The organism is Streptomyces sp. NPDC088147 (assembly GCF_044741565.1).
Classification (GTDB): Bacteria; Actinomycetota; Actinomycetes; order Streptomycetales; family Streptomycetaceae; genus Streptomyces.
Window position 1 is genome coordinate 965662 of the sequence record NZ_JBIUSY010000002.1, and the last position, 25573, is coordinate 991234.

25 protein-coding genes are annotated in these 25573 nt (G+C 71.1%); 19 read left to right on the top strand and 6 right to left on the bottom strand.

The genetic code is table 11. The features are described from left to right. Positions 1-60 precede the first annotated feature (60 nt). Positions 61-3600, top strand: coding sequence for a DNA polymerase III subunit alpha (gene dnaE / locus ACIOGX_RS09495; protein ID WP_356507273.1), 3540 nt, complete (start codon positions 61-63; stop codon positions 3598-3600). 87 nt (positions 3601-3687) lie between these two features. Here the strand turns inward: dnaE and ACIOGX_RS09500 are convergent, their stop codons facing one another. After that, complete coding sequence (locus ACIOGX_RS09500) at positions 3688-3867, bottom strand: hypothetical protein (protein WP_356507275.1); 180 nt, start codon at positions 3865-3867, stop codon at positions 3688-3690. 253 nt (positions 3868-4120) lie between these two features. Between ACIOGX_RS09500 and ACIOGX_RS09505 the strand changes: the two genes are divergently transcribed. From ACIOGX_RS09505 to ACIOGX_RS09520, 4 genes are all read left to right on the top strand, one after another. Continuing rightward, positions 4121-5416, top strand: a complete 1296-nt coding sequence (locus ACIOGX_RS09505; protein WP_356507277.1) for an NYN domain-containing protein — start codon at positions 4121-4123, stop codon at positions 5414-5416. Between the two features lie 107 nt (positions 5417-5523). Continuing rightward, positions 5524-6510, top strand: coding sequence for an ABC transporter ATP-binding protein (locus ACIOGX_RS09510; RefSeq protein ID WP_356507279.1), 987 nt, complete (start codon positions 5524-5526; stop codon positions 6508-6510). Positions 6511-6565: 55 nt separating this feature from the next. Beyond that, positions 6566-7396, top strand: coding sequence for an ABC transporter permease (locus ACIOGX_RS09515; RefSeq protein ID WP_129766827.1), 831 nt, complete (start codon positions 6566-6568; stop codon positions 7394-7396). A 34-nt stretch (positions 7397-7430) separates the two neighbouring features. Then, positions 7431-8099 carry a DUF2567 domain-containing protein gene (locus tag ACIOGX_RS09520; RefSeq protein WP_129766826.1) on the top strand — a complete coding sequence of 223 codons (669 nt, stop codon included), beginning with the start codon at positions 7431-7433 and terminating at the stop codon, positions 8097-8099. A 264-nt stretch (positions 8100-8363) separates the two neighbouring features. Here the strand turns inward: ACIOGX_RS09520 and ybaK are convergent, their stop codons facing one another. From ybaK to ACIOGX_RS09540, 4 genes are all read right to left on the bottom strand, one after another. After that, a complete protein-coding gene (gene ybaK, locus ACIOGX_RS09525) occupies positions 8364-8864 on the bottom strand; it encodes a Cys-tRNA(Pro) deacylase (RefSeq protein WP_383967259.1) in 501 nt (166 codons plus the stop codon). 31 nt (positions 8865-8895) lie between these two features. Beyond that, the gene (locus tag ACIOGX_RS09530; protein ID WP_129766824.1) at positions 8896-9633 is read right to left on the bottom strand and encodes an LON peptidase substrate-binding domain-containing protein; all 738 of its coding nucleotides are present in this window, start codon (positions 9631-9633) and stop codon (positions 8896-8898) included. A gap of 5 nt (positions 9634-9638) precedes the next feature. Further along, a complete protein-coding gene (locus ACIOGX_RS09535) occupies positions 9639-10667 on the bottom strand; it encodes a hypothetical protein (RefSeq protein ID WP_356507284.1) in 1029 nt (342 codons plus the stop codon). Positions 10668-10859: 192 nt separating this feature from the next. Continuing rightward, positions 10860-12461 carry an oxidoreductase gene (locus tag ACIOGX_RS09540; protein ID WP_356507285.1) on the bottom strand — a complete coding sequence of 534 codons (1602 nt, stop codon included), beginning with the start codon at positions 12459-12461 and terminating at the stop codon, positions 10860-10862. A gap of 207 nt (positions 12462-12668) precedes the next feature. Between ACIOGX_RS09540 and hisD the strand changes: the two genes are divergently transcribed. The 11 genes from hisD to ACIOGX_RS09595 all read left to right on the top strand — a co-directional run bounded on the left by hisD (position 12669) and on the right by ACIOGX_RS09595 (position 21944). Further along, positions 12669-14018, top strand: coding sequence for a histidinol dehydrogenase (hisD, locus tag ACIOGX_RS09545; protein ID WP_401911645.1), 1350 nt, complete (start codon positions 12669-12671; stop codon positions 14016-14018). Continuing rightward, the gene (locus ACIOGX_RS09550) at positions 14015-15133 is read left to right on the top strand and encodes a histidinol-phosphate transaminase (RefSeq protein ID WP_384766306.1); all 1119 of its coding nucleotides are present in this window, start codon (positions 14015-14017) and stop codon (positions 15131-15133) included. Before hisD ends, ACIOGX_RS09550 begins: the two co-directional genes overlap by 4 nt. Next, on the top strand, positions 15130-15723 hold the full coding sequence (gene hisB, locus ACIOGX_RS09555) for an imidazoleglycerol-phosphate dehydratase HisB (RefSeq protein ID WP_030353542.1): 594 nt from the start codon (positions 15130-15132) through the stop codon (positions 15721-15723). Before ACIOGX_RS09550 ends, hisB begins: the two co-directional genes overlap by 4 nt. After that, on the top strand, positions 15720-15887 hold the full coding sequence (locus tag ACIOGX_RS09560; RefSeq protein ID WP_356507290.1) for a hypothetical protein: 168 nt from the start codon (positions 15720-15722) through the stop codon (positions 15885-15887). Before hisB ends, ACIOGX_RS09560 begins: the two co-directional genes overlap by 4 nt. Continuing rightward, complete coding sequence (hisH, locus tag ACIOGX_RS09565; protein WP_356507292.1) at positions 15884-16519, top strand: imidazole glycerol phosphate synthase subunit HisH; 636 nt, start codon at positions 15884-15886, stop codon at positions 16517-16519. The genes ACIOGX_RS09560 and hisH overlap by 4 nt, the downstream gene beginning before the upstream one ends. 26 nt (positions 16520-16545) lie before the next feature. Then, the gene (gene priA, locus ACIOGX_RS09570) at positions 16546-17271 is read left to right on the top strand and encodes a bifunctional 1-(5-phosphoribosyl)-5-((5-phosphoribosylamino)methylideneamino)imidazole-4-carboxamide isomerase/phosphoribosylanthranilate isomerase PriA (RefSeq protein ID WP_356507525.1); all 726 of its coding nucleotides are present in this window, start codon (positions 16546-16548) and stop codon (positions 17269-17271) included. Beyond that, on the top strand, positions 17268-17705 hold the full coding sequence (locus ACIOGX_RS09575) for a RidA family protein (RefSeq protein WP_356507294.1): 438 nt from the start codon (positions 17268-17270) through the stop codon (positions 17703-17705). The genes priA and ACIOGX_RS09575 overlap by 4 nt, the downstream gene beginning before the upstream one ends. After that, on the top strand, positions 17702-18457 hold the full coding sequence (gene hisF / locus ACIOGX_RS09580; RefSeq protein WP_356507296.1) for an imidazole glycerol phosphate synthase subunit HisF: 756 nt from the start codon (positions 17702-17704) through the stop codon (positions 18455-18457). The genes ACIOGX_RS09575 and hisF overlap by 4 nt, the downstream gene beginning before the upstream one ends. A 324-nt stretch (positions 18458-18781) precedes the next feature. Continuing rightward, positions 18782-19765, top strand: a complete 984-nt coding sequence (locus ACIOGX_RS09585) for an alpha/beta hydrolase (RefSeq protein WP_356507298.1) — start codon at positions 18782-18784, stop codon at positions 19763-19765. 177 nt (positions 19766-19942) lie between these two features. Next, a complete protein-coding gene (locus tag ACIOGX_RS09590; RefSeq protein ID WP_401911652.1) occupies positions 19943-20530 on the top strand; it encodes an ArsR/SmtB family transcription factor in 588 nt (195 codons plus the stop codon). 106 nt (positions 20531-20636) lie between these two features. Continuing rightward, positions 20637-21944: an MFS transporter gene (locus ACIOGX_RS09595; RefSeq protein WP_401911655.1), complete on the top strand. Its 1308-nt coding sequence runs from the start codon at positions 20637-20639 to the stop codon at positions 21942-21944. Positions 21945-22004: 60 nt separating this feature from the next. Here ACIOGX_RS09595 and ACIOGX_RS09600 read toward each other — a convergent pair whose 3' ends face one another. Next, a complete protein-coding gene (locus ACIOGX_RS09600; RefSeq protein WP_356507304.1) occupies positions 22005-22637 on the bottom strand; it encodes a TIGR03085 family metal-binding protein in 633 nt (210 codons plus the stop codon). Between the two features lie 83 nt (positions 22638-22720). On the opposite strand from ACIOGX_RS09600, the gene hisI reads away from it, so the two are divergent. The 3 genes from hisI (at position 22721) to ACIOGX_RS09615 (ending at position 25525) form a co-directional block, all read left to right on the top strand. Further along, entirely contained in the window at positions 22721-23098 is a 378-nt protein-coding gene (hisI, locus tag ACIOGX_RS09605; RefSeq protein WP_356507306.1) for a phosphoribosyl-AMP cyclohydrolase, read from the top strand. A 144-nt stretch (positions 23099-23242) separates the two neighbouring features. After that, a complete protein-coding gene (locus tag ACIOGX_RS09610) occupies positions 23243-24730 on the top strand; it encodes an anthranilate synthase component I (RefSeq protein WP_401911658.1) in 1488 nt (495 codons plus the stop codon). A gap of 96 nt (positions 24731-24826) precedes the next feature. Continuing rightward, the gene (locus ACIOGX_RS09615; protein WP_401911661.1) at positions 24827-25525 is read left to right on the top strand and encodes a TIGR02234 family membrane protein; all 699 of its coding nucleotides are present in this window, start codon (positions 24827-24829) and stop codon (positions 25523-25525) included. Positions 25526-25573: the final 48 nt, after the last annotated feature.

Consider the following 25573-nt stretch of genomic DNA (forward strand, 5'->3'; position numbering starts at 1 on the left):
AACATTGAGATTCACCGCCGAGAACCACACCGTGTCGTCCGCTCGCTGGAGGCCCCCGCCGTGACCAAGCCGCCGTTCACGCACCTGCATGTCCACACCCAGTACTCGCTGCTGGACGGTGCCGCGCGGCTGGGGGACATGTTCAACGCCTGCAAAGAGATGGGCATGTCCCATATCGCGATGACGGACCATGGCAATCTGCACGGCGCCTACGACTTCTTCCATCAGGCGAAGAAGGCGGGGGTGACGCCGATCATCGGGATCGAGGCGTATGTGGCGCCGGAGTCGCGGCGCAACAAGCGCAAGATCCAGTGGGGGCAGCCGCATCAGAAGCGGGACGACGTGTCCGGTTCCGGCGGTTACACGCACAAGACGATCTGGGCGGCCAACCAGACGGGTCTGCACAATCTGTTCCGGCTGTCCTCGGACGCGTACGCGGAGGGCTGGCTCCAGAAGTGGCCGCGTATGGACAAGGAGACCATCGCCAAGTGGTCGGAGGGGCTGATCGCCTCGACCGGCTGCCCCTCGGGCGAGCTCCAGACGCGGCTGCGCCTCGGCCAGTTCGACGAGGCGCTGAAGGCGGCCTCCGAGTACCAGGACATCTTCGGCAAGGACCGGTATTTCCTGGAGCTGATGGACCACGGCATCGAGATCGAGCGGCGTGTGCGGGACGGGCTGCTGGAGGTCGGCAAGAAGCTGGGGATCCCGCCGCTGGTCACGAACGACTCGCACTACACGTACGCGGGCGAGGCGACCGCGCACGACGCGCTGCTGTGCATCCAGACCGGCAAGAACCTCTCGGACCCGGACCGCTTCCGCTTCGACGGGACCGGCTACTACCTGAAGTCCACCGACGAGATGTACGCCGTGGACTCCTCCGACGCCTGGCAGCAGGGGTGCGCGAACACCCTGCTGGTCGCCGAGCAGATCGACACGGAGGGCTGGTTCCAGGAGCGGAACCTGATGCCCAAGTTCGATGTGCCCGAGGGCTTCACCGAAGTCACCTGGTTCCGTGAGGAGACGCTGCGCGGCATGGCCCGCCGGTACCCGAACGGCATCCCGGACGACCGGCTCAAGCAGGTCGAGTACGAGATGGGCATCATCATCGAGATGGGCTTCCCGGGGTACTTCCTCGTGGTCGCCGACTTCATCATGTGGGCCAAGAACAACGGCATCGCGGTCGGCCCCGGCCGTGGTTCCGCCGCCGGTTCGATCGTCGCGTACGCCATGGGCATCACCGACCTCGACCCGATCGAGCACGGCCTGATCTTCGAGCGGTTCCTCAACCCCGAGCGCATCTCCATGCCGGATGTCGACATCGACTTCGACGAGCGTCGGCGCGGTGAGGTGATCCGTTATGTGACGGAGAAGTACGGCGCCGACAAGGTCGCCATGATCGGCACATACGGCAAGATCAAGGCGAAGAACGCGATCAAGGACTCCGCGCGCGTGCTGGGTTACCCGTACGCGATGGGCGACCGGCTCACGAAGGCGATGCCCGCCGACGTCCTCGGCAAGGGCATCGACCTCAACGGCATCACCGACCCCAAGCACCCCCGCTACGGCGAGGCGGGGGAGATCCGGGGGATGTACGAGAACGAGCCGGATGTGAAGAAGGTCATCGACACGGCGAAGGGTGTGGAGGGCCTGGTCCGGCAGATGGGTGTGCACGCGGCCGGCGTGATCATGTCGAGCGAGACGATCACCGATCATGTGCCGGTCTGGGTGCGGCACACCGACGGTGTCACGATCACCCAGTGGGACTATCCGAGCTGTGAGTCGCTCGGCCTGCTGAAGATGGACTTCCTGGGCCTGCGGAACCTGACCATCATGGACGACGCCGTCAAGATGGTGAAGGCCAACAAGGGCATCGACCTCGACCTGCTCGCCCTGCCGCTGGACGACCCGAAGACCTACGAACTGCTCTGCCGCGGTGACACGCTCGGTGTCTTCCAGTTCGACGGCGGGCCGATGCGCTCGCTGCTGCGTCTGATGAAGCCCGACAACTTCGAGGACATTTCCGCCGTCTCGGCCCTGTACCGGCCGGGCCCGATGGGCATGAACTCGCATACGAACTACGCGCTGCGCAAGAACGGCCAGCAGGAGATCACACCGATCCACCCGGAGCTGGAGGAGCCTCTCAAGGAGGTCCTCGGCCTGACGCACGGTCTGATCGTGTACCAGGAGCAGGTGCAGAAGGCCGCCCAGATCATCGCCGGCTACTCGCTGGGCGAGGCCGACATCCTGCGCCGCGTGATGGGCAAGAAGAAGGCCGACGAACTGGCGAAGAACTTCGTCCTGTTCCAGGCCGGGGCCAAGAAGAACGACTACTCGGACGAGGCGATCCAGGCCCTGTGGGACGTGCTGGTCCCGTTCGCCGGATACGCGTTCAACAAGGCGCACTCCTCCGCGTACGGCCTGGTCACGTACTGGACCGCGTATCTCAAGGCGAACTACCCCGCCGAGTACATGGCGGCGCTGCTCACCTCGGTGAAGGACGACAAGGACAAGTCGGCGGTCTACCTCAATGAGTGCCGGCGCATGGGCATCAAGGTGCTGCCGCCCAATGTGAACGAGTCGCAGTCGAACTTCGCCGCCCAGGGTGACGATGTGATCCTGTTCGGTCTGACGGCGATCAGGAACGTCGGACAGAACGTGGTGGACTCGATCATCCGGTGCCGTAAGGCGAAGGGGAAGTACGCGACGTTCCCCGACTTCCTCGACAAGGTCGAGGCCGTCGTCTGCAACAAGCGGACCGTCGAGTCGCTGATCAAGGCCGGGGCCTTCGACGAGATGGGCCATACCCGCAAGGGGCTGGTCGCCCATCACGAGCCGATGATCGACAACGTGGTGCAGGTCAAGCGCAAGGAGGCCGAGGGGCAGTTCGACCTCTTCGGCGGGATGGGCGAGGAGGAGACCAGCGAGCCCGGCTTCGGACTCGACGTCGAGTTCTCGGACATCGAGTGGGACAAGTCGTATCTGCTCGCCCAGGAGCGGGAGATGCTCGGTCTGTACGTCTCCGACCATCCGCTCTTCGGCATCGAGCACGTCCTGTCCGACAAGTCCGACGCCGCGATCTCCCAGCTCACCGGCGGTGAGCACGCGGACGGCGCGGTGGTCACCATCGGCGGCATCATCTCCGGTCTCCAGCGGAAGATGACCAAACAGGGCAACGCGTGGGCGATCGCGACGGTCGAGGACCTCGCCGGCTCCATCGAGTGCATGTTCTTCCCCGCCACGTATCAGCTGGTCTCCACACAACTCGTCGAGGACACCGTCGTCTTCGTCAAGGGCCGGCTCGACAAGCGCGAGGACGTGCCCCGCCTCGTCGCCATGGAACTCCAGGTCCCGGACGTGTCGTCGGCGGGCACCGACGCCCCCGTCACCATCACCATCCCGACGGTGAAGCTCACCCCGCCGATGGTCAGCAGGCTCGGCGAGATCCTCAGCCACCACCGGGGCAACTCCGAGGTCAGGATCAAGCTCCAGGGCGCCAGGAAGACCACGGTGCTCCGGCTCGACCGGCACCGCGTCCAGCCCGACCCGGCGCTCTTCGGCGATCTGAAGGTCCTGCTCGGCCCGTCCTGCCTGGCCGGATAGCCATGCCTCGGTGAGGCGCACGCGTATGAGGGGCATCCCGGGCTCGTGGGATGCCCCTCATACGGTTACGGACGGCGGGTGGTGGGGTCAGTTGTGGCCGAAACGCTTCTGCTTGCCCTTGTGGGCCTCATCCGGCGGCGTGATCCTCGACTGCACCTGCTCGGACCGGTCCTCCATCGACGAGGACTGCGACTCCTGGGTGCCACGCTCGGCGTCCGAGCGGGCGTGCTGCTTGTTGCTGCGATCCCGGTTCTTGTTCTTGGCCATGATGCTGCCTCCTGCCGGGGGTTTGGATGCCAGGCCGCGTTCAGCCTCACATAAGCCGCCAATTGGCGCATTTTGGATCATTGCCGTGTGTAGTGGTCCCTCGTCAGCGGCCTGATGGGTTCCATAGCGCCGATACGCCACGCCGATGATCGAGTTCCGGACGTTAAGCCTCTTGCCGTCGGGCAGACTCGAAGGAAACCCGCAGTAACTCCCGATCTCACGATCCCGAGGTTCCCGAAAGAAGGTGGAACACGTGGACCGCTGCGTCGTCCTGGTGGACGCCGGCTATCTGCTGGGCGCCGCCGCGAGTCTCCTCGCCGGAGAACCGGCCCGTTCCCGCATCACCGTCGACCACACCGCCCTCATCCAGGGCCTGCGAGAACGGGCCGAGGCCGATACGGAACAGCCGCTGCTCCGCATCTACTGGTTCGACGGCGCCCCCGACCGGGTTCCACAGCCCGAGCACCGACGGCTGCGGGTCATGCCGCGCGTCACCGTCCGGCTCGGCGCCCTCACCCGCAGCGACGGGCGCTGGGCGCAGAAGGGCGTGGACGCGGCGATGCACGCGGAGCTGACCGAGCTGGCCAGAAATCGCGCCTGCTCCGATGTCGTGCTGGTGACGGGGGACGGGGATCTGCTGCCCGGCCTGATGTCCGCGAAGGAGCATGGCGTCGCCGTCCATCTCTGGGCCGTGCAGGCCGCCGACGGCGACTACAACCAGTCCGAGGACCTGGTCGCCGAGGCCGACGAGCGGCGGGTGCTCGACCGGGCCTGGATCACCAAGGCCGTACGGGCCAAGGACCTGGGCGGCGTCTGCGCCCCGCCGCCGGCGCCCCGGCCCGAGATCGCGGCGATCCTCTCGGCGCCGCTGCCCGAATCGGCGCTGGCCGCGTCCGCGGAACGGGCGGCGGAGGCGGAGGCGGCGGCGGGCCGCGCGGGCTCCACCCCCGGCGCCGGGCGGAACGGCTCGTCGCCGGCACCCGCAGCCGCGGCTCCCGGCGCGGAACCCCATCCGGCCGGCACGGGCGGCAAGGGCGTGCCGACCCCCAAGGACCTGGCGGGCCTGCGCGGCCCCGGCGCCCCGACACCTGGCCCGTCCGGACAGCAGTCCGGGCAGCATCCGGCGGGGGCGACGCTGCGGTGGTCCTCCGACAAGGGCTGGGTCGAACGGCCGGGCAGCGGCACGGCGGGCGAACCGCCGGAGACGGCCTCGCTGCCGACCCTGGCACAGCTGACCAGCGCGGAGCAGCGCTGGGCGGACCGGGAGGAGGACATCACCACGGTGGGGGGCGATCCGTTCGAGGTGGGGCAGGTGTTCGCGCGGCGGTGGATGGAACGGCTGCCGGAGGCGGGGCATGTGCAGAGGCTGTCCGTGATGTATCCGCGGGTTCCGCACCGTATCGACGGGGAACTGCTGCGGTACGCGGCGCGGTTCGGTCTGCTGGCGCACAAGGACGACCAGATCGACGAGCATGACCGGTACGCGATTCGGGCGGGGTTCTGGCGGGAGATCGATGTGCGGGCCGCGGCGGATACGGCTTCGTCGTAGAGGGTGCTGGGGGTGGGCGCCGCCCGGTGGGCCCGGCCCCGGCACCACCGCGAACCCGCACCACGCCCCCCGCCGGAAACGTACCGGGCCGGCACAACGTAAGGTCCATGCTCGTGAGTACGGTGTGCGTGGTGCGCGATCTGGTCAAGACGTACCCGGCCGCGCGCGGCAGACGTGGCGTCCCCGGGACGCCCGCGGTGCGGGCCACCGATGGGGTCTCGCTCGACGTGCGGCGCGGTGAGATCTTCGGCCTGCTCGGGCCCAACGGCGCGGGCAAGTCCACTCTCGTACGCCAGCTCACCGGCCTGATGCGGCCGGACTCCGGAGAGGTCGAGGTCCTCGGGCACGATCTGGTGCGGCATCCCGAACGTGCCTCCCGGCTCATCGGCTATCTCGGCCAGGAGTCGACCGCGCTGGACGAACTGACCGTCGCGCTCGCCGCCGAGACCACCGGCCGGCTGCGCGGGCTGTCGTTGCGGGAGGCGCGGGCCGAGCGGGACGATGTGCTGGCCGAGTTGGGGCTGACCGAGATCGCCGGGCGGCCCCTGAAGAAGCTGTCGGGAGGCCAGCGGCGGCTGGCCTGTTTCGCCGCCGCGCTGGTGGGCGAGCGGCCCGTGCTGGTTCTCGACGAGCCGACCACCGGCATGGACCCGGTCGCGCGGCGCGCGGTGTGGGCCGCCGTGGACCGGCGGCGGGCCGAGCACGGGGTGACCGTCCTGCTCGTCACCCATAACGTCATCGAGGCCGAGACCGTGCTCGACCGGGTCGCCGTGCTGGAGCGGGGCAGGGTCATCGCCTGCGACACCCCGTCCGGGCTCAAGGAAGAGGTCGCCGGTGAGGTGCGGGTGGAGCTCGTGTGGCGCGAGCGCGCGCCGCTCGACGTTCCCGAGGTCGCGGCGCTGCGCGATTCGGCGCAGGAGTCGGGGCGCCGGTGGGTGCTGCGGCTCGCGCCGGACGAGGCGCGCGCGGCGGTCGCCGCGGTGACCGGCGGCGCGGCCTTCTCGGCGCTGGACGATTTCACACTGGCGACGCCGAGTCTGGAAGATGTCTACCTGGCGCTCGGCGGCCGGGCGAAGGGGCTGGTCAAGGCGTGAGCAGCCGTTTCGTGAGCGACGCACGTACGCCCGTACCGAACAGGAGCAGCACCAGGTGAGCATCGTGCCTGCGGAGGCCGTGTCCGGGAGAGTCAGGACCGCGGCCGTGAACGAGCCGGCGGACGGCGCGCCCGCGCCGCTCGCGCCCCGGGCGCGGCTGCTGCCCTCGCTCGCCGCCGTGTACCGCGCCCAGCTGTCACGGGCCCGGGTCGCGCGGATCCCGCTGCTGTTCGTGGCGACGTTCCAGTCGGTCGGGATCATGATCCTGATGCGGGGCGTGGTGGACGGGGGCGACGAGGCGCGGGCGGTGGTCGCCGGGTCGAGTGTGCTCGTCGTCGCGTTCGTGGCGCTCAATCTGCTCGCCCAGTACTTCGGTCAGCTGCGCGCGAGCGGCGGGCTCGACCACTACGCCACCCTGCCGGTGCCGCCCGCGGCGGTGGTGCTCGGCGCGGCCGGTGCGTATGCCTCGTTCACGGTGCCGGGCACCGCGGTCACGGCCGTCACCGGCAGTGTGCTGTTCCAGTTGCCGCTCACGCATCTCTGGGTGCTGGTCGCGGTGATTCCGCTGTCGGGCGCGGCACTCGCGGGTCTGGGCGCGGCGCTCGGTCTGCTCGCGCCGCGTCAGGAGCTGGCGACGCTGCTGGGCCAGCTGGGGATGTCGGCGGCGCTGCTGCTGGGCGTGCTGCCCGCGGACCGGCTGCCGGGGCCGATCGGGTACGCGCGTGACCTGCTGCCGTCCACCTACGGCGTGGAGGCTCTCGCCCGTACGTTCGACGCCCGTCCCGACTGGCCGGTGGTCGCCTTCGATCTCGCGGTGTGCGCGGCCGTCGGTGTCTGCTCGCTGGCCGTGGCGACCTGGGCGTACCGGCGGGCGGCGGTCCGATGAGGCACCCCCTGGCCAGGACTGGCACGATGGCACTGTGACCGCACCCTTGACGCCGCCCCACCAACCGCCGCACGACGATCCCTGGCAGACACCGCCGGCCGGGGAATCGCCCTTTTACGGGGCCGAAGCGGAGAAGGGGCCCGATATGAAGACCGAAGTGCGCCAGGCCGTCGTGGTGATGGTGGCGGTCGCGGTCCTCGGTCTGGCGCTCGGGCTGCTGTGGCTCTGGCTCGCGCCGCGTACGCCCTTGATCTCGGACGAGACGGCGGTCTTCCTGAAGGACACCGAGGGCGAGGAGGCGATCGCGGCGGACGGGACGTTCCTGCTGCTGGCGCTCGCCTTCGGGGCGGTCAGCGCGGTGCTGGTCTTCCTCTTCCGCAGGCGCGGCGGTATCGCGCTGGTGGCGGGCCTGGCGCTGGGCGGGCTGCTGGGCGCGGTGGTCGCCTGGCGGGTGGGCGTCTGGTTCGGCCCCGAGGCCGACGTGGTGGCGCATGCCAGGGCGGTCGGCCAGGGCGTCACGTTCGCCGCGCCGCTGCAACTGAACGCCAAGGGCGCGCTGCTGGCGTGGCCGATCGCGGCGATGGTGGTCCATCTGGCCCTGACGGCGCTGTTCGGTCCGCGTGATCCGGAGCCGAGGTGGGACGACTGGGGCCCGTCGCCGTACGGCCCGGCGCCGGAGGACGCGACGCCGGACAGGCCCTAGGCCGTGTCCGTAAAGTCTCGCCTGGCCCGCGACGCCCGGCACGCACGCTCGCGGCGTTGTCGGAGTCGTCCGAGTACGTCCAGTACGAGGACGATCCTCCGCCGTGCGATCGCCGCTCGGCATCCGAAGGAGGAAACAGGCGCCGAGACGGAGAGAGCGCAGCGAACGTAGTGCACCGGACGCCGCGAACCCCGCCCTGCGGGCGGACGGCGATACTTTACGGACACGCCCTGGTCTCAGCTCCGGAGTCTCAGCTCCGGAGTCTCAGCTCCGGCCGATGGGCGCCATGACGGCCGAGGTGAGCGCCGCCAGATCCGCCGGGGACAGCTCGACCTCCAGGCCCCGGCGGCCCGCCGAGACACAGATCGTCGCGTGGGCCGTCGCCGAGGCGTCCACTACGGTGCGTAGCCGCTTGCGCTGTCCCAGTGGTGAGATCCCACCGCGTACATAACCTGTCGTACGTTCCGCGGTCACAGGGTCCGCCATCGCGGCGCGTTTGCCGCCGACGGCCGCCGCGAGGGCCTTCAGATCGAGCGAACCGGCCACCGGCACCACGGCCACGGTCAGTTCGCCGTCGACGTCCGCGACCAGGGTCTTGAAGACCCGGCCGGGAGAGACCCCGAGGGCCTCGGCCGCCTCCTCGCCGTACGAGGGCGACGCGGGGTCGTGCTCGTACGCGTGCAGGGTGTACGGCGTGCCCGCGGCCGTCAGGGCGACCGTCGCCGGGGTGCCTCCGGACTGCTGCTTCTTGGACTTCTTCGCCAAGACGGTTCTTCCCTGGGTGAGTTGAGGCGTGTCAGTTGGGGCTGGGCGGTGTGTGCGTCAGCGTCACGGCGGGCAGCGAGGGGAGATGGCGGATCACCGCCGTCTCGGCCCGCAGGAGCTTCAGCTCCTCGCGCAGCCGGGCCGCGATGTCCGGGGCCTCCAGCAGGCGCTGCTTGGCCGGGGTGTCGAGCACGGCGGCGGCGGCGACCAGATAGGACACGACCGACGGGTCGTCGGGCAGTTCGTCGCCGGAGAGCGAGCGCTCACGCGCCCCGGCCAGCCGCTTCTGGTAGTTCCGGAACGCGCGCAGCACGCCCTCGGCGAGCGTGCCCGCGCCGTCGCCCGTCCGCTCGGGGAGCTCTTCGAGCTCGGCCGTCAGATACGGGCCGCTCGCGTCGACGGAGAGCAGCCGGACCCGGGTGGTGCCGGTGGCCACCACCTCGAAGCTGCCGTCGGGGCGTTCGCGGATCGTCGCCGCGTCCGCGACACAGCCCACCGGATGGAAGGATTTCAGGGGTTCGGGGCCGAAGCCGGCGTCGGGCCCGCGGTCGGTCAGGGCGGTTCCGTCCGGCATTCCGGGTGCTGTCGGCGCGATTTCGTGTCCGTCGCGGATGGCGACCACGGCGAAGCGGCGCGGCTCGGACTCATCGGTCTTGAGCAACTCGCGCATCATCGCGCGGTAGCGCTCCTCGAAGACGTTCAGAGGCAGGACGAGGCCCGGGAACAGCACCGCGTTCAGCGGGAAGAGAGGGAGGCGTGCGGTGGTCACAACGGTCAAGCGTAGTGGCCGCGGGGCCCTCTCCGTTCTGTCCTGCTCCGCAAAGGCATCGCCGAGGCCACTTGGATCCTCACGGCGTGCCGCGATTCGAGGAAATGCCCCAGCGGATCGTCGGTGAACGAGGTCCACGGGAAGGAGGTCGCGTACGAGCCGATCAGCCGGAACTGCTCCAGTGCCTCCTCCCAGCGCCCCCGCTCCACCAGCACGTACGCCAGCAGGTTGCGTACTTCGGCCGGCCACGGGTCGCCCGCCTCGTACCGGGCGGACACCGCGATCGCGAGATCGGCCGCCGCGTCGATCCGGTCCGCCTGTACGGAGGTGGGCTCGCCGCTCAGCAGCAGCGTGAAGGCGGCGCGCACGGGCAGCGCGCGGACCAGGGAGCCGGGCAGGGCGTCGTGCGCCGCCTGTTCGGCGAAGTCGAAGCACTCGCGGTGCGAGCCGTACCACTCGGCCGAGAGGTACTGGAGGGCCGCGACATGACAGCCGTAGTGGTGCGAGGCACGGCGCACGGCCTGCTCCCACAGCGACTCGAACGCGGTGTGGGTGGCGTGCGTACCGCGTGCGTGGTCCAGCGCGACCCGCCAGGGCACCGGATCGCGTGGATCGCCGTCGGCCGCCGCGTCGATCATCGGGCCCGTCTCCCGGAGCCGCTCGGCGCGGGCCGGTGACTCCCAGGCCCTGCGGATGGCCAGCTCCGCCCGGACGAGCAGCGCGTCGGGGTCCCGGGGCGCGGCGCGCAGCCAGGCGGTGAGCCAGCCGTCCCGGCCGTACGCGAACGCGGCCAGCCGCACCACATAGCGGTCGCGGTTCTCCCATTCGGCGGCCTCGCGCGTCGTCGCGAGCAGCTTCGCCGCGGGCTCGTACTCGCCGAGCGCGGCGGCGACGAGCGCGGGTGCGAGCCGCTCGTCGGGGGCGTCGAGCAGCACCGCGTCGTCCGGCGGCAGCCCGGCGGCGAGCTGCGGGGTGTGCCGGACCATACGCGCGGTGCTGATCAGGGCGCGGAGCAATGACATGGTGCGGACCATTGAAAACCGCAGGTCGCGGACGCGCCAGGGGGCAGCTGTGAAGCTTTCGTATCGGGCGAAAAGGTTGTAGCGCCCATAGTCAAGGCGAGGTAAAGAAAGCCCGGGATGCCGTTACATCCCGGGTGCCGTCCTTCCGGTGCTGTCTTTTTTGGTGCTGTCTTTTTGGTGCTGTCCCGCGGCGGCGGACAGACCCTAGCCCCGCCGCAGGAGCCGCGACGCTCCCGCCGCCACCGTCGTCGCCAGGATCCAGCCCAGCATGATCAGCACCGCCGCCGCCCACTGCCAGCCGCCCTTCAGCAGCCAGTACCCGTCCTGGCCGAGGTTGATCACCGGGATCAGCAGATCCAGGGTGAACAGCGCCGGATTCCACACCGGGTGTCCGTCGCCCTTGATCGCCTCCGGGGCGTGGCGGGCGAAGGCGACCGTACTCGCTCCCCACAGCACCGCCATCCACAGCGCCGCCCGGCCCGGCCGGTAGCCGTAGGCCACCGTCCAGTCCTGGAGGTAGCCCCAGAGCTTCGCCGCGAGCGGCAGTGTCTCCCGGCGACGGCGCTGTTTGGCGAGGAGGACCTCCCGCGCGTCCGCGTCCTCGCCGGTGTTGCGCAGGACCTGGGCCAGCCGCTCGTACGGCTCGGGGGAGTACTCCGGGGTCGCCGCCGCCACCCACTCCAGCCGTCTGATCAGCGGGAAGTGGCCGAACGGGACGAGATTCTCGTAGACGAAACCGCCCATGGCGAGCCCGCCGGGTCCCGGCCAGCTGGTCGACATGTCGACCAGTGTGACGATCTTCGCGCCGTTCAGGACGACTCTGCCGTCCTCCAGCCGCTCGCACTTGAAGCGCAGCTCGGGGGTGCTGATCCGGCGCAGCGACAACTCCTCCGTGGGGCCGAGATAGAACCGCGCCTGGTCCATGTCGACGGCGTCGCCGAAGCGGCCGTCGTCGAGCCGGACCCCGCCCCGGCACTCGAAGCGCTGCAACCGCGTGCCCAGGAGCGGTGTGGCGACGCTGCCGACGCCGTGCGGGGGTGTCATACCGGGGTCGCCGGTCTCCGTGCTCACCCACGCGCCCGTCATGTACAGCGACCGCTCCACCGTCAGCTGCGGGGCGTTGAACGCCCGCCGCTCCTCCGCGGCCCGCAGCCGGCTGCCCCGCAGGCTCAGCGACACCCCGATCTTGGCGCCGCGCAGACTGACCTCGCCATATGTCTCGATCTGATCGGCCTGGAGGTCCTGGGCGACGGACATTCCGTCCGCCGTGATCGCCCGGCCCAGCCGGTCGGGACGTACATCGATCTGGCTGATCAGCAGATCCGTGCCGATCTGCGCGTCGGTCAGCCTGATGCCCCGCTCGACCCGGCAGCGCGGCAGATGGAGATCTCCCTCGGTCTGGAGGCGGGCGGCCTCCAGCCGGGGGATGGCACAGCCCACCATCCTCAGGGTCGTGAAACGCGACTCGGGCAGCACCACCTCGTTCTCGAAACGGCAGTGATTCAGCTCGACGTACGGGGCGATCGTGCCGCCCGCGAGGTTGAGCGTGCCGGTGATCTGCACCCCGCGGAGCTTGAGCGCGGCGACCCGGCCCGGCAGCGCGGCGGGGCCGTTGAGCAGCAGCAACGCGATGACCCTGGCGCGGACACTGCGGTCCGTGCCCCAGGGACGCGGCGCGAAGGGGTCGTTCAGTAATGCGTCCGACGTGCTCAGGTCGTAGGTGCTGCCGTTGCGGAACGACTGCCACATGCCGAGTTCCGCCGCGCTGAGCCAGTCGGGAGATTCGTCGTTCTGCGGCTCGGTCACTGCCGCGCCTCCGCTTCCCCTGTGCGTACAGATGGTCCGTACAAGTGATGACGGACGGTCCGTGCGACTGATGAAAGGTGGTCGTACATGCGTTGTTCCCGCTGAGTGACGTGCTGAACGCTAATGGTGACCCGGAGTGAACATGGCGTGTATCAGCCAGTGATACGCGCGACCGGCGGCCTGAGGCGGTCTGCGAGAATTGACCCCGTGATCTCACGAATCGATCTGCGCGGCGACACCCTCCCCGAGGGTGGAGACCTGCGTGACCTGCTGCCCCGAGCCGAGTTCGACGTGGAAGCCGCCCTGGAGAAGGTGCGGCCGCTCTGCGAGGACGTGCGCCATAGGGGTACGGCGGCGCTGATCGATGCCGCGGAGAAGTTCGACGGAGTGGCCCTGGAGCGGGTCCGGGTGCCCGCGCAGGCCCTTGCCGACGCCCTGGAAGCGCTCGATCCGGCCGTACGGGCCGCGCTGGAGGAGTCGATCCGGCGCGCCAGGCTGGTCCACCGCGCGCAGCGGCGCTCCTCGCACACCACTCAGGTCGTGCCCGGCGGCACGGTCACCGAGAAGTGGGTGCCGGTCGGGCGGGTGGGGCTCTACGCGCCCGGCGGCCGGTCCGTCTACCCGTCGTCGGTGATCATGAACGTGGTGCCGGCCCAGGAGGCGGGCGTCGAGTCGATCGCCCTCGCCTCTCCCGCGCAGAAGCCCCGTTACCCGGGAGACGCCGCCGGCGGTCTGCCGCACCCGACGATCCTGGCCGCCTGCGCGCTGCTCGGGATCGACGAGGTGTACGCGGCCGGTGGCGCCTCGGCCGTCGCGATGTTCGCGTACGGCACCCCGGGCCCCGACGGCTGCGCGCCCGCCAACATGGTCACGGGCCCCGGCAATATCTGGGTCGCCGCCGCCAAGCGCTACTTCACCGGCCGGATCGGCATCGACGCCGAGGCGGGCCCGACCGAGATCGCGGTCCTCGCGGACGCGACCGCCGACCCCGTCCATGTCGCGGCCGACCTGATCAGCCAGGCCGAGCACGACCCGCTGGCCGCCGCCGTCCTGGTCACCGACTCCGCCGAACTGGCCGAGGCGGTCGAGAAGGAGCTGGAGCCGCAGATCGCCGCGACCAAGCACATCGAGGACCGGGTGGTCCCCGCGCTCTCCGGCCGGCAGTCCGCGATCGTGCTCGTCGACTCCGTCGAGGACGGCCTGCGGGTCGTCGACGCGTACGGCGCCGAGCACCTGGAGATCCAGACCGCCGACGCCGCCGCGCTGGCCGCGCGGGTCCGCAACGCGGGCGCGATCTTCGTCGGCCCGTACGCCCCGGTCTCGCTCGGCGACTACTGCGCGGGCTCCAACCACGTACTGCCGACCGGCGGTTGCGCCTGCCACTCCTCGGGGCTCTCCGTCCAGTCCTTCCTGCGCGGTATCCACATCGTGGACTACAGCGAGGAGGCGCTCGCCGAGGTCGCCCACCACGTGGTGACCCTCGCGGAGGCCGAGGACCTGCCCGCGCACGGCGCGGCGCTGAAGGCGAGGTTCGCGTGGAAGGTGCCCGGAAAGTGACGTTCGGTAGTCGTGAATTCGACGAGCTGCCCGTACGGGACGAGCTGCGCGGCAAGTCCCCCTACGGCGCGCCCCAGCTGGACGTCCCCGTACAGCTGAACACCAACGAGAACCCGTACCCGCTGCCCGAGCCGCTGGTCGAGCGGATCGCCGAGCGCGTCCGCGAGGCCGCCCGGAGCCTCAACCGCTACCCCGACCGGGACGCGGTCGAGCTGCGCACCGAGCTGGCCCGGTATCTGACCCGCACCGGGAAGCACCCGCTGACCGCCGCGAACGTGTGGGCCGCCAACGGCTCCAACGAGGTCATCCAGCAGCTGTTGCAGACCTTCGGCGGCCCCGGCCGTACGGCGATCGGCTTCGAGCCCTCGTACTCGATGCACGGTCTGATCGCCCGCGGCACCGGCACCGGCTGGCTCTCGGGACCGCGCCGCGAGGACTTCACCATCGATGTGGAGGCGGCGGAGAAGGCCATCGCCGAGCACCGCCCCGATGTCGTCTTCATCACCTCGCCCAACAACCCGACGGGCACGGCGGTCGACGCCGGGACCGTCCTCGCGCTCCACGACGCCGCCCAGGCCGCCAGGCCCTCCCTGGTCGTGGTCGACGAGGCGTACGTCGAGTTCAGCCACCGCGACTCCCTGCTGCCCCTCATCGAGGGCCGGCCGCGGCTCGTCGTGTCCCGCACGATGTCCAAGGCGTTCGGGGCGGCCGGGCTGCGTCTCGGCTATCTCGCCGCGCACCCCGCCGTGGTCGACGCCGTCCAGCTGGTGCGCCTGCCGTACCACCTCTCCGCCGTCACACAGGCCACCGCGCTCGCCGCGCTGGAGCACACCGATACGCTGCTCGGGTACGTCGAGACGCTCAAGGCCGAGCGGGACCGGCTGGTGGGGGAGTTGCGGGCGATCGGTTACGAGGTCACCGAGTCGGACGCGAACTTCGTCCAGTTCGGCCGCTTCGAGGACTCCCACACGGCCTGGCAGCGGATCCTCGACCGGGGGGTCCTCATCCGTGACAACGGCGTACCGGGCTGGCTGCGGGTCACCGCGGGCACCCCGTCCGAGAACGACGCGTTCCTCGACGCGGTACGTGACCTCAAGAAGGAGCAGCGCGCATGAGCCGCATCGGCCGCGTGGAACGCAGTACGAAGGAGACCTCCGTCGTCGTCGAGATCGATCTCGACGGCAGCGGCAAGGTCGATGTGTCGACCGGGGTCGGCTTCTACGACCACATGCTCGACCAGCTGGGCCGGCACGGCCTGTTCGACCTCACGGTGAAGACCGAGGGCGATCTGCACATCGACTCGCACCACACCATCGAGGACACCGCGCTGGCCCTCGGCGCCGCCTTCAAGCAGGCCCTCGGCGACAAGGTCGGGATCTACCGCTTCGGGAACTGCACGGTCCCGCTGGACGAGTCGCTGGCCCAGGTGACGGTGGACCTGTCGGGACGGCCGTACCTCGTGCACACCGAGCCCGAGAACATGGCGCCGATGATCGGCGAGTACGACACGACCATGACCCGGCACATCCTGGAGTCGTTCGTCGCCCAGGCGCAGATCGCGCTGCACGTGCACGTCCCGTACGGGCGCAACGCGCACCACATCGTGGAGTGCCAGTTCAAGGCCCTGGCCCGCGCTCTCCGGTACGCCTCCGAGCGCGACCCGCGAGCCGTGGGCATTCTTCCTTCGACCAAGGGCGCGCTGTGACCGGTTTGTCGACCATTCTGATCGTCGTGGGACTCTTCCTCGCCGGCGGTGTGTACTCGTTCCACAAGCAGAAGCTGCCCAAAGGCGTGATCGTGCTGCTGGGCATCTGCTCCGTGCTGTGTCTGGTCGCCGGAGTCCTGCGTATCCAAGGGATCTGGGAATGAGCAAGAGTGTCGTCGTCTTCGACTACGGATTCGGCAATGTCCGGTCCGCGGAGCGCGCCCTGGCCAGGGCCGGCGCCGATGTCGAGATCACCCGCGACTTCGACCGCGCCATGAACGCCGACGGGCTGCTCGTCCCGGGCGTCGGCGCGTTCTCCGCGTGCATGAAGGGGCTCACCGCCGCCCGCGGCGAGTGGATCATCGGCCGCAGGCTCGCCGGTGGCCGGCCCGTCATGGGGATCTGCGTCGGGATGCAGATCCTCTTCGAGCGCGGTATCGAGCACGGCGTGGAGACCGAGGGCCTCGACGAGTGGCCCGGTACGGTCGCGCCGCTCAAGGCCCCCGTCGTCCCGCACATGGGGTGGAACACCGTCGAGGCACCGGAGGGCAGCCGGCTGTTCGCCGGGCTCGACCCGGAGGCCCGCTTCTACTTCGTGCACTCCTACGCCGTGCACGAGTGGGGCCTCGAGGTCACCAACCCCAAGATCCGCGCCCCCGAGGTCACCTGGGCCACCCACGGCGAGCCGTTCGTCGCCGCCGTGGAGAACGGGGCCCTGTGTGCCACCCAGTTCCACCCCGAGAAGTCCGGCGATGCCGGCGCCCAGCTGCTGACCAACTGGATCGGAACCCTCTGATGTCATCTGTGCCCACGGGGCCCTCTGTGCCGAAGCTCGAACTCCTGCCCGCCGTCGACGTCCGTGACGGCCAGGCCGTCCGGCTGGTCCACGGCGAGTCCGGTACGGAGACGTCGTACGGCTCCCCGCTCGAAGCCGCCCTCGCCTGGCAGCGCTCGGGCGCCGAGTGGCTCCATCTGGTCGACCTCGACGCGGCGTTCGGCACCGGTGACAACCGCGCGCTGGTCGCCGAGGTCGCCGAGGCCATGGACATCAAGGTCGAACTGTCCGGCGGAATCCGCGACGACGCCTCGCTCGCCGCGGCTCTCGCCACCGGCTGCACCCGTGTCAACCTCGGTACGGCCGCGCTGGAGACCCCCGAGTGGGTCGCCAGGATCATCGCCGAGCACGGCGACCGGATCGCGGTCGGCCTCGACGTACGCGGCACGACGCTGCGCGGGCGCGGCTGGACCCGTGACGGCGGTGATCTCTACGAGACGCTGGCCCGGCTGGACTCCGAGGGCTGCGCCCGTTACGTCGTCACCGACATCGCCAAGGACGGCACGCTCCAGGGCCCCAACCTGGAGCTGCTCAAGAACGTCTGCGCCGCCACCGACAAGCCGGTCGTCGCCTCCGGCGGGGTCTCCTCGCTGGCCGATCTGCACGCGCTCGCCACCCTGGTGCCCGAGGGCGTTGAGGGCGCGATCGTCGGCAAGGCGCTGTACGCGAAGGCGTTCACCCTGGAAGAGGCGCTGGCGGCGGTGTCCGGATGAGCGACGACGTACGCGACGGCGCACGCGCCGGAGAGGTACGGAAGATCACGTCCGGCGGTCCGTGGGAGGAGTCCATCGGCTACTCCCGCGCGGTGGAACTCCCCAACGGCCTTGTCCTGGTGGCCGGATGTACGGCGATGGTCGACGGCAGGATCTCGGCGGGCGGCCCGTACGAGCAGGCCAGGGCCGCCTTCGGGGTCGCCGTCAAGGCGCTGGAGGAGCTGGGGCTCGGCGCGGAGCATGTGGTGCGCACCCGTATGTACATCACCCATGTACGGGACGCCGATGACGTGGGCCGCGCTCACAAGGAGCTGTTCGACGCCGTGCGCCCGGCCGCGTCGATGATCGTCGTGTCCGGCTTCATCGACCCGAGTCTGGTCGTGGAGGTCGAGATCGAGGCGTACCGGTCCGACACCCGGGGTGGTGCCGGATGACGCTCGCCGTACGGGTCATTCCCTGCCTGGACGTGGACAACGGCCGGGTGGTGAAGGGCATCAACTTCCAGAACCTGCGGGACGCGGGCGACCCGGTCGAGATGGCCAAGCTGTACGACGCCGAGGGCGCCGACGAGCTGACGTTCCTCGACATCACCGCCTCCTCGGGCGACCGCGAGACGACGTACGACGTGGTGCGCCGCACCGCCGAGCAGGTCTTCATCCCGCTCACGGTCGGCGGCGGCGTACGCACCCCCGAGGACGTCGACAAGCTGCTGCGGGCGGGCGCGGACAAGGTCGGCGTCAACACCGCGGCCATCGCGCGCCCCGACCTCATACGGGAGATCGCCGAACGCTTCGGGCGCCAGGTGCTGATGCTGTCGGTCGACGCGCGGCGCACACCGTCCGGGTCCTTCGAGGTGACGACGCACGGCGGACGCAAGGGCACCGGCATCGACGCCGTCGAATGGGCGCACCGCGCGGCCGAGTTGGGCGCGGGGGAGATCCTGCTCAACTCGATGGACGCGGACGGTACGAAGGACGGCTACGACACGGAGCTGATCGCGGCCGTACGTCGGCACGTCACGGTGCCGGTCATCGCGTCCGGAGGCGCGGGCAGGCTCGCGGACTTCGCGCCGGCCATCGACGCGGGCGCCGACGCCGTGCTGGCCGCCTCCGTCTTCCACTTCGGTGATCTGCGGATCTCGGAGGTCAAGGGCGCGCTGCGCGAGGCGGGTCATCCGGTGCGCTGATCCGGTGCGTTGATCCGGTGCTTTGACGGAGGCGCGGACCGGGGTGGGACCGGGGTGGGACCGGCGCGTGGACCGGGGGGTGACCTCGGTGCGGATGCGGGCGGTCCGCCTCCGTTCGTGAAGAGCGGTCGGGTTCGGTGAGAACCGGCGAGAACTGGTGAAGACCGGTGAACTCGCCGGTGCTCATCCGCCGGTTGCGCCGCGACAGTGGAATCGCCAGTCATCATCGCGGTTCCACTCCGGTGCGCCCGGCGGCATCCGACGGTTTGCGGCGGCTTCAGGCGGCTTCCGGTGTGGCCCCGTCACGACCGAGAGGCACCCGCCGTGCACCCGTACTCCCCACCACGCCCCGCCGCCTCCGATTCCCCGGCCTCCGACTCCCCGCGCTCCCGCCCTCCGGCGTCCCACTCCCCGGCCTCCCGCTCCCCGCGTTTATGGGCGGGCGCGCTCGCGACCGCCGCTCTGGTCGCCGCCCTGGTCCCCGCGTCCGGCGCCCACGCGGGCGGCCTCGCCGAGGCCGCGGACAATCCGTACGAGCGCGGCCCGGCCCCGACCGTGGCGTCCATCGAGGCCGCACGCGGTCCGTACGCCGTCTCCCAGACCACCGTCGCGCGGGGCGCCGTCAGCGGGTTCGGCGGCGGCACGGTCTACTACCCGACGTCCACCGCGGACGGCACCTTCGGCGCCGTGGCGGTCGTGCCCGGCTTCACCGGCACACAGTCGAGCCTCGCCTGGCTCGGCCCCCGGATCGCCTCCCAGGGCTTCGTCGTCTTCACCATCGACACCGTCACCGTCCTCGACCAGCCCGCGAGCCGGGGCGGCCAACTCCTGGCCGCGCTGGACTATCTGACGGGGAGTTCGGCCGTCAGCGGCCGGATCGACCGCGCGCGGCTGGGCGTCATGGGCCACTCGATGGGCGGCGGCGGCGCGCTGGAGGCCGCCAAGACCCGTACCTCGCTGAAGGCGGCCGTCCCGCTGACCGCCTGGAACCTGGACAAGACCTGGCCCGAAGTGCGTACCCCCACCCTGGTGGTCGGGGCGGACGGCGACACCGTCGCGCCCGTCGCCTCGCACGCGGAGCCGTTCTACACCTCGTTGCCGGGCTCGCTCGACAAGGCGTATCTGGAACTGAAGGGAGCCACTCACAACGCGCCGAACACCGCGAACACCACCCTCGCGAAGTACAGCGTCTCCTGGCTGAAGCGATTCATCGACAACGACACCCGCTACGAGCAGTTCCTCTGCCCGCTGCCCGAGCCGGGCCCGGCCATCGCGGAGTACCGCGGGAACTGCCCGCACCACGGCTGATCCACCGGCCCACAAGCCCACAAGCCCACAAGCCCACAAGCCCACGGGTCCGCAGGCCCACAGGCCCCAGGCCCACGGGTCCGCAGGTCCATGGGCCCATGGGCGCACTCCCGACTCCGCAAGGTTTATTGCGCAGTTTATATTGCGCAACTTTTCTTTCCTGTCTAGCCTGGAGGTATGTCGGACACGGAACCCCGCAGAATCACGGACCTCGACACGCTCAAGGCGTTCGGTCATCCGCTGCGCATGAAGCTCTACCGGGCGCTCTACATCGCGCGCACGGCCACCGCCTCGCAGCTCGCCGACCAAGTGGACGAGGCCGTGTCACTGGTCAGTTACCACCTGCGCAAACTCGCCGATCACGGACTGATCGAGGAGGCGGAACCGCAGGGGAGCGACGGACGGGAGCGATGGTGGCAGCCGGCCTCGCAGGGACTGAGCTTCCATGACGCGGACTTCCGGGACGCGCCGGAGAAGGCCGCCACGCATGCCGCGGTAGGACGGATGTCGTTCGAGCAGCGCTCCGATCTCTACCGCGGCTATCTCGACACCCAGGGCGCCTGGGGCGTCGAATGGCGTTCCGCTTCCTTCAGCAGTGAGTACCTGGCCCCGCTCACCGCCGCCGAACTGGCCGCGTTCAGCGAGGAACTGCACCGGCTGGTCAAGAGGTACGAGGCCGCCGGGCGGGCCGCCGCGGACGCGGGAGACACCGAGGGGCGCGAGAACGTCGCGCTGCACCTGTACGGATTCCCGTTCCACTCCTGAGATACGGAACTCCCGTACTCCCGTACTCCCGCGCCCCGAGGCGGGCCCGGCGGGCCCGTCGGTCCATGGCATGGCATCACCCCGGCCCCGAGAGGATCACGCCCTCATGAGCGCCACCGCCCTCCCCACGTCCGCCACCCCGGCCCCGGAGCGACCCGCTCACCGCGACCCCAACGTCCTGCGCTGGCTCGCCGCCTACACCGCCTCGATGGTCGGCGACAGCGTCTACTACATGGCGCTGTCCTGGGCCGCGATCCGCACCGGCAGTCCCGCGCAGGCCGGTGTCGTACTCGCCCTCGGTGCCGTTCCGCGCGCCGTGCTGATGCTCGGCGGGGGCGTGCTCGCCGACCGGTTCGGGCCACGCCTGGTCGTCATCGGCAGCGATGCCGCGCGCTGTGTCCTCATCCTGGGCATCGCGGTGGCGCTGCTGTTCACCAGCCCCGCCCTCTGGCTGCTGATCACGGTCGCGCTCCTCTTCGGAACCGTGGACGCGCTCTTCCTGCCCGCCGTCGGTGCCCTGCCGCCCCGGATCACCGCGCCCGCCCAACTGGCGCGTGTCCAGGGCATGCGCGGACTCGCGGCCCGTATCGCCAATGTCGCCGGGGCGCCGCTCGGCGGGCTCGCGGTGGCGCTCGGCGGCTCGGCCACGGCCTTCGCCGTCGCCGGGGCGCTGTTCGCGCTCTCCCTCCCGCTGCTGCTCGCCGTACGGATGGCACCGGGACCGGCGAAGGCCCCTGCGGACGGCGCGGAAGCCGGTACCGGGGAGGGCGGCACCGCGGAGGGCGGCACCGCGGAGGCTGGTACCGCGTGGGGCGAACTGCGGGACGGGCTGCGCCACATCCGCCGCCATCGCGTGCTCGCCCCGCTGATGCTGGTCATCGCCATCGGTGAACTGGGCTTCGTCGGCCCGCTCAACATCGGACTCACCCTGCTCGTCCAGGAGCGCGGCTGGGGCGCCGACGGCATGGGGTGGATCGTCGCGGCCTTCGGCACCGGCGCGGGCGCCAGCTCGCTGCTGCTCACCGTGCGCGGACGGATACCGCGCGCCGGACTCACACTGTCCGTCGTCCTGTGCGGCGGAGCCGTCGCCATCGCGGGACTCGCGTACGCGCCCTCGCTCGCCCTGGCCGTCCTCGCCGGTGTCTCCATCGGGCTGCTGGCGGGGCTGAGCGGCGCGCTGACCGGAGCCCTGCTCCAGACGGCGGCCGACCCGGCCTACATGGGCCGGGTCACTTCCGTGGCGACACTCTTCACACTCGGCGTCGCGCCGCTCTGCTACCCGGTCACCGGCGCGGCGACCGGCCTGTGGGGCACGGGCCCGGTCTTCGTCGTCAGCGCGGCGGTGTGCGGCACGGGGGGCCTGCTCGGCCTCTGCTTCAAGGCCCTCCGCCGCGCCGAACTGCCCGCGTCCTGATCCTCGGAGCCCTGTGGAAGCCCGGGGCCGAGACCCCGGGCGGGGCCCGGACGTACCCGGCTAGATACCGAGGCTCGCCTGCTGGAGCCGCCCGATCGCGTCCTTGTCGCCGTCCAGCTCCACGTTCGCCGCCGCCTGCCGGCCGAACGCGAAGAGCAGCAGCTCACCCGGCTCGCCCGTGACCGTCACCACCGGGGTGCCGCGGTGGGCGACGGCCGTCTGGCCGTCCGGGCGGCGCAGCACCAGGCCGACCGGGGACTTCCGTCCCATCAACCGGCCGCCCTTCTCCAGCCGCGACCACAGCGCGTTCGCGAAGACGCTGTCCAGCTCCCGGGGCGCCCAGTCCGGCTGCGCCCGCCGTACGTCCTCCGCGTGGACGTAGAACTCGACGGTGTTCGCGGCCTCGTCGATCTGCTTGACGCCGAACGGGGACATCCGGGGCGGGCCGGTACGGATCAGCTGGATCAGCTCCTCGTACGGCTTGGCGAGATACTCCGCCCGCACCCGTTCGAGCCGGTTCCTGAGCACCGGCAGTACCGTTCCGCCCGCCGCGTCGGGGCGGCGCTCGCGGACCACGACATGGGCCGCCAGATCGCGGGTCAGCCAGCCTTCGCAGAGGGTGGGCGCGTCGGGGCCCACCGCCTCCAACAGGTCGGCGAGCAGAAGTCGTTCACGCTTCGCATGGGTCGACATACCGGTAAGCGTACGGCGGCCCGGTCCCGTCCGCCCAGTGGACGTCCCGGTCGCCCGCCACGCGGGCGCGGCACAATGGCCGTATGACCAGCACGCCCCCACCCGCGGCCCCGGCCGGCGGACTCGACCCCGCCATCGCCGACCGGCTCAAGCGCAGCGCCGACGGCCTCGTACCCGCCATCGCCCAGCAGTACGACACCGGCGAGGTGCTGATGCTCGGGTGGATGGACGACGAGGCGCTGCACCGCACGCTGACCACCGGCCGCTGCACCTACTGGTCGCGCAGCCGGCGGGAGTACTGGGTCAAGGGCGACACCTCGGGCCATGTCCAGCACGTCAAGTCCGTCGCCCTGGACTGCGACGCCGACACCGTCCTGGTCCAGGTCGACCAGGTGGGCGCCGCCTGCCACACCGGCGCGCGGACCTGCTTCGACGCCGACGTCCTGCCGCTCGGCCGCTGACGTCCCGGCCGCGACCGAAGCCGTACCGTACGGAAACGATCGCCGGCCCCCGTACGGAAGGCTCCGTACGGGGGTCACCGTACGGAGCGGACGTTCCACCGTCCGCGCCCACCGCCTCCCGTCCAACGAGTAGGGTCAGCCGCCATGGACCTCGAGACCTTCCGCAAGCTGGCGGTGGACCGCCGCGTCATCCCCGTCAGCCGGCGCCTCCTCGCGGACGGCGACACTCCGGTCGGCCTGTACCGCAAGCTCGCCGCCGAGCGCCCCGGCACGTTCCTGCTGGAGTCCGCGGAGAACGGCCGCTCCTGGTCCCGCTACTCCTTCATCGGGGTACGGTCGGCCGCCACGCTCACCGAGCGCGACGGCGTCACCCACTGGCTCGGCACCCCGCCCGTCGGCGTCCCCCTCGACGGGGACCCGCTGGCGGCCCTGGGCGCCACGGTGGAGGCCCTGCACACCCCCCGCGACCTCTCCTCCGGCATGCCGCCCTTCACCGGCGGCATGGTCGGCTACCTCGGCTACGACATCGTCCGGCGGCTGGAGCGGATCGGCGAGCACGGCCGCGACGATCTGCGGATCCCCGAGCTGACCATGCTGCTCACCTCGGACCTCGCCGTGCTCGACCACTGGGACGGCACCGTCCTGCTGATCGCCAACGCCATCAACCACAACGACCGCGACACCGGTGTGGACGAGGCGTACGCGGACGCCGTCGCCCGGCTCGACGCCATGGCCGCCGATCTCACCGAGCCGGTACGGTCCGCGCCCACCGCGCTGCCCGCCTCCGAACTGCCCGAGTACACCGCGCTCTGGGGCGGCCCCGACTACCAGGCCGTGGTCGAGGACATCAAGGAACGCATCAGGGAGGGCGAGGCCTTCCAGGTCGTCCCCTCCCAGCGCTTCGAGACCCCCGTCACCGCGAGCGCGCTGGACGTCTACCGGGTCCTCCGGGCCACCAACCCGTCGCCGTACATGTACCTCTTCCGCTTCGACGGCTTCGACGTCGTGGGCTCCAGCCCGGAGGCACTGGTCAAGGTCGAGGACGGCCGGGCGATGGTCCACCCCATCGCGGGCACCCGGCCGCGCGGCGCCACGCCGCGGGAGGACCAGGCCCTCGCCGACGAACTGCTCGCCGACCCCAAGGAGCGCGCCGAGCATCTGATGCTCGTGGACCTCGGCCGCAACGACCTCGGCCGGGTCTGCGAGCCCGGCACCGTCGAGGTGGTCGACTTCATGTCCGTCGAGCGCTACTCACACGTCATGCACATCGTGTCGACGGTGACCGGACGGGTCGCGGAAGGGCGCCGCGCGTTCGACGTACTGACGGCCTGTTTCCCCGCGGGCACCCTCTCCGGGGCCCCCAAGCCGCGCGCCATGCAGATCATCGACGAGCTGGAGCCCACCCGGCGCGGGCTGTACGGCGGCTGCGTGGGCTATCTCGACTTCGCGGGGGACTCCGACACCGCCATCGCCATCCGCACCGCCCTGCTGCGCGACGGCACGGCCTATGTGCAGGCGGGAGCGGGTGTCGTCGCCGACTCCGACCCGGTCTCGGAGGACATGGAGTGCCGTAACAAGGCCGCCGCGGTGCTCCGCGCCATCCACACGGCGAACCGGCTGAACGCCGGGTAAGAGGCCGCCCGGGGATGGGAGGCCGCCCCGCCTGCCCGCGCGGCCTCCAACCCCCGGGCGGCCGGGCGGATGGAGCCGTAGGGGATAGTGGGGTGCGTGAGTGCCGTACCCGTACCCCAGCCCCGTACCGCAGGACCCGCGGCCACCGCCAGGAGCGGCGGCGGCGGGGGCCGTGGCGCGCTCGCCGCGGCGCTGCTGCTCGGCGCCGCAGGCGCCGCCGTCGCACTGATCGCCTCCGGCCAGACCTGGGCCGAGGGCATCGCGGCCGTCGGCGGTGGTTCCGTGCCGCTCGATGCCGACGGCCGGGATGTCACCGGCGTTCCGGCCGCCCTCGGCATCGTCGGCCTCGCGGCGCTCGTCGCCGTCTTCGCCGTACGCGGCGCGGGCCGTCTCCTCGTCGCGGCGCTGCTCGCGCTGAGCGGCGCGGGCGCGGCCGTCGCCGCGTTCCTCGGCGCCTCGGACAGCACGGCCCTCGACGAGAAGGCCGCCAGGACCACCGGCGACAGCGCCGCCACCGTCGACGCCCTGACCCATACCGTGTGGCCGTACGTGACGACCGCCGGCGGTGTACTGATCCTGCTCGCGGGGGCGCTGGCCCTGCTGTACGGGCGGCGCTGGCCGGGGATGTCGGGCCGCTACGAGCGGCCGGGCGCTCCCACGGGCGCGGGCGGGCCCGGCGGAGGCTCCGGCGGGCGCGGGCGTACGGCCCGCACGGCGCCCGCGGTGGACCCCGACCGCCCCGAGGACCTGTGGAAGGCCCTGGACCGGGGCGAGGACCCCACGCGCGAGAGCTGACTCACAGGCGAGAGCTGACTCACACCGACGGACCCCACGGGCCTGTAC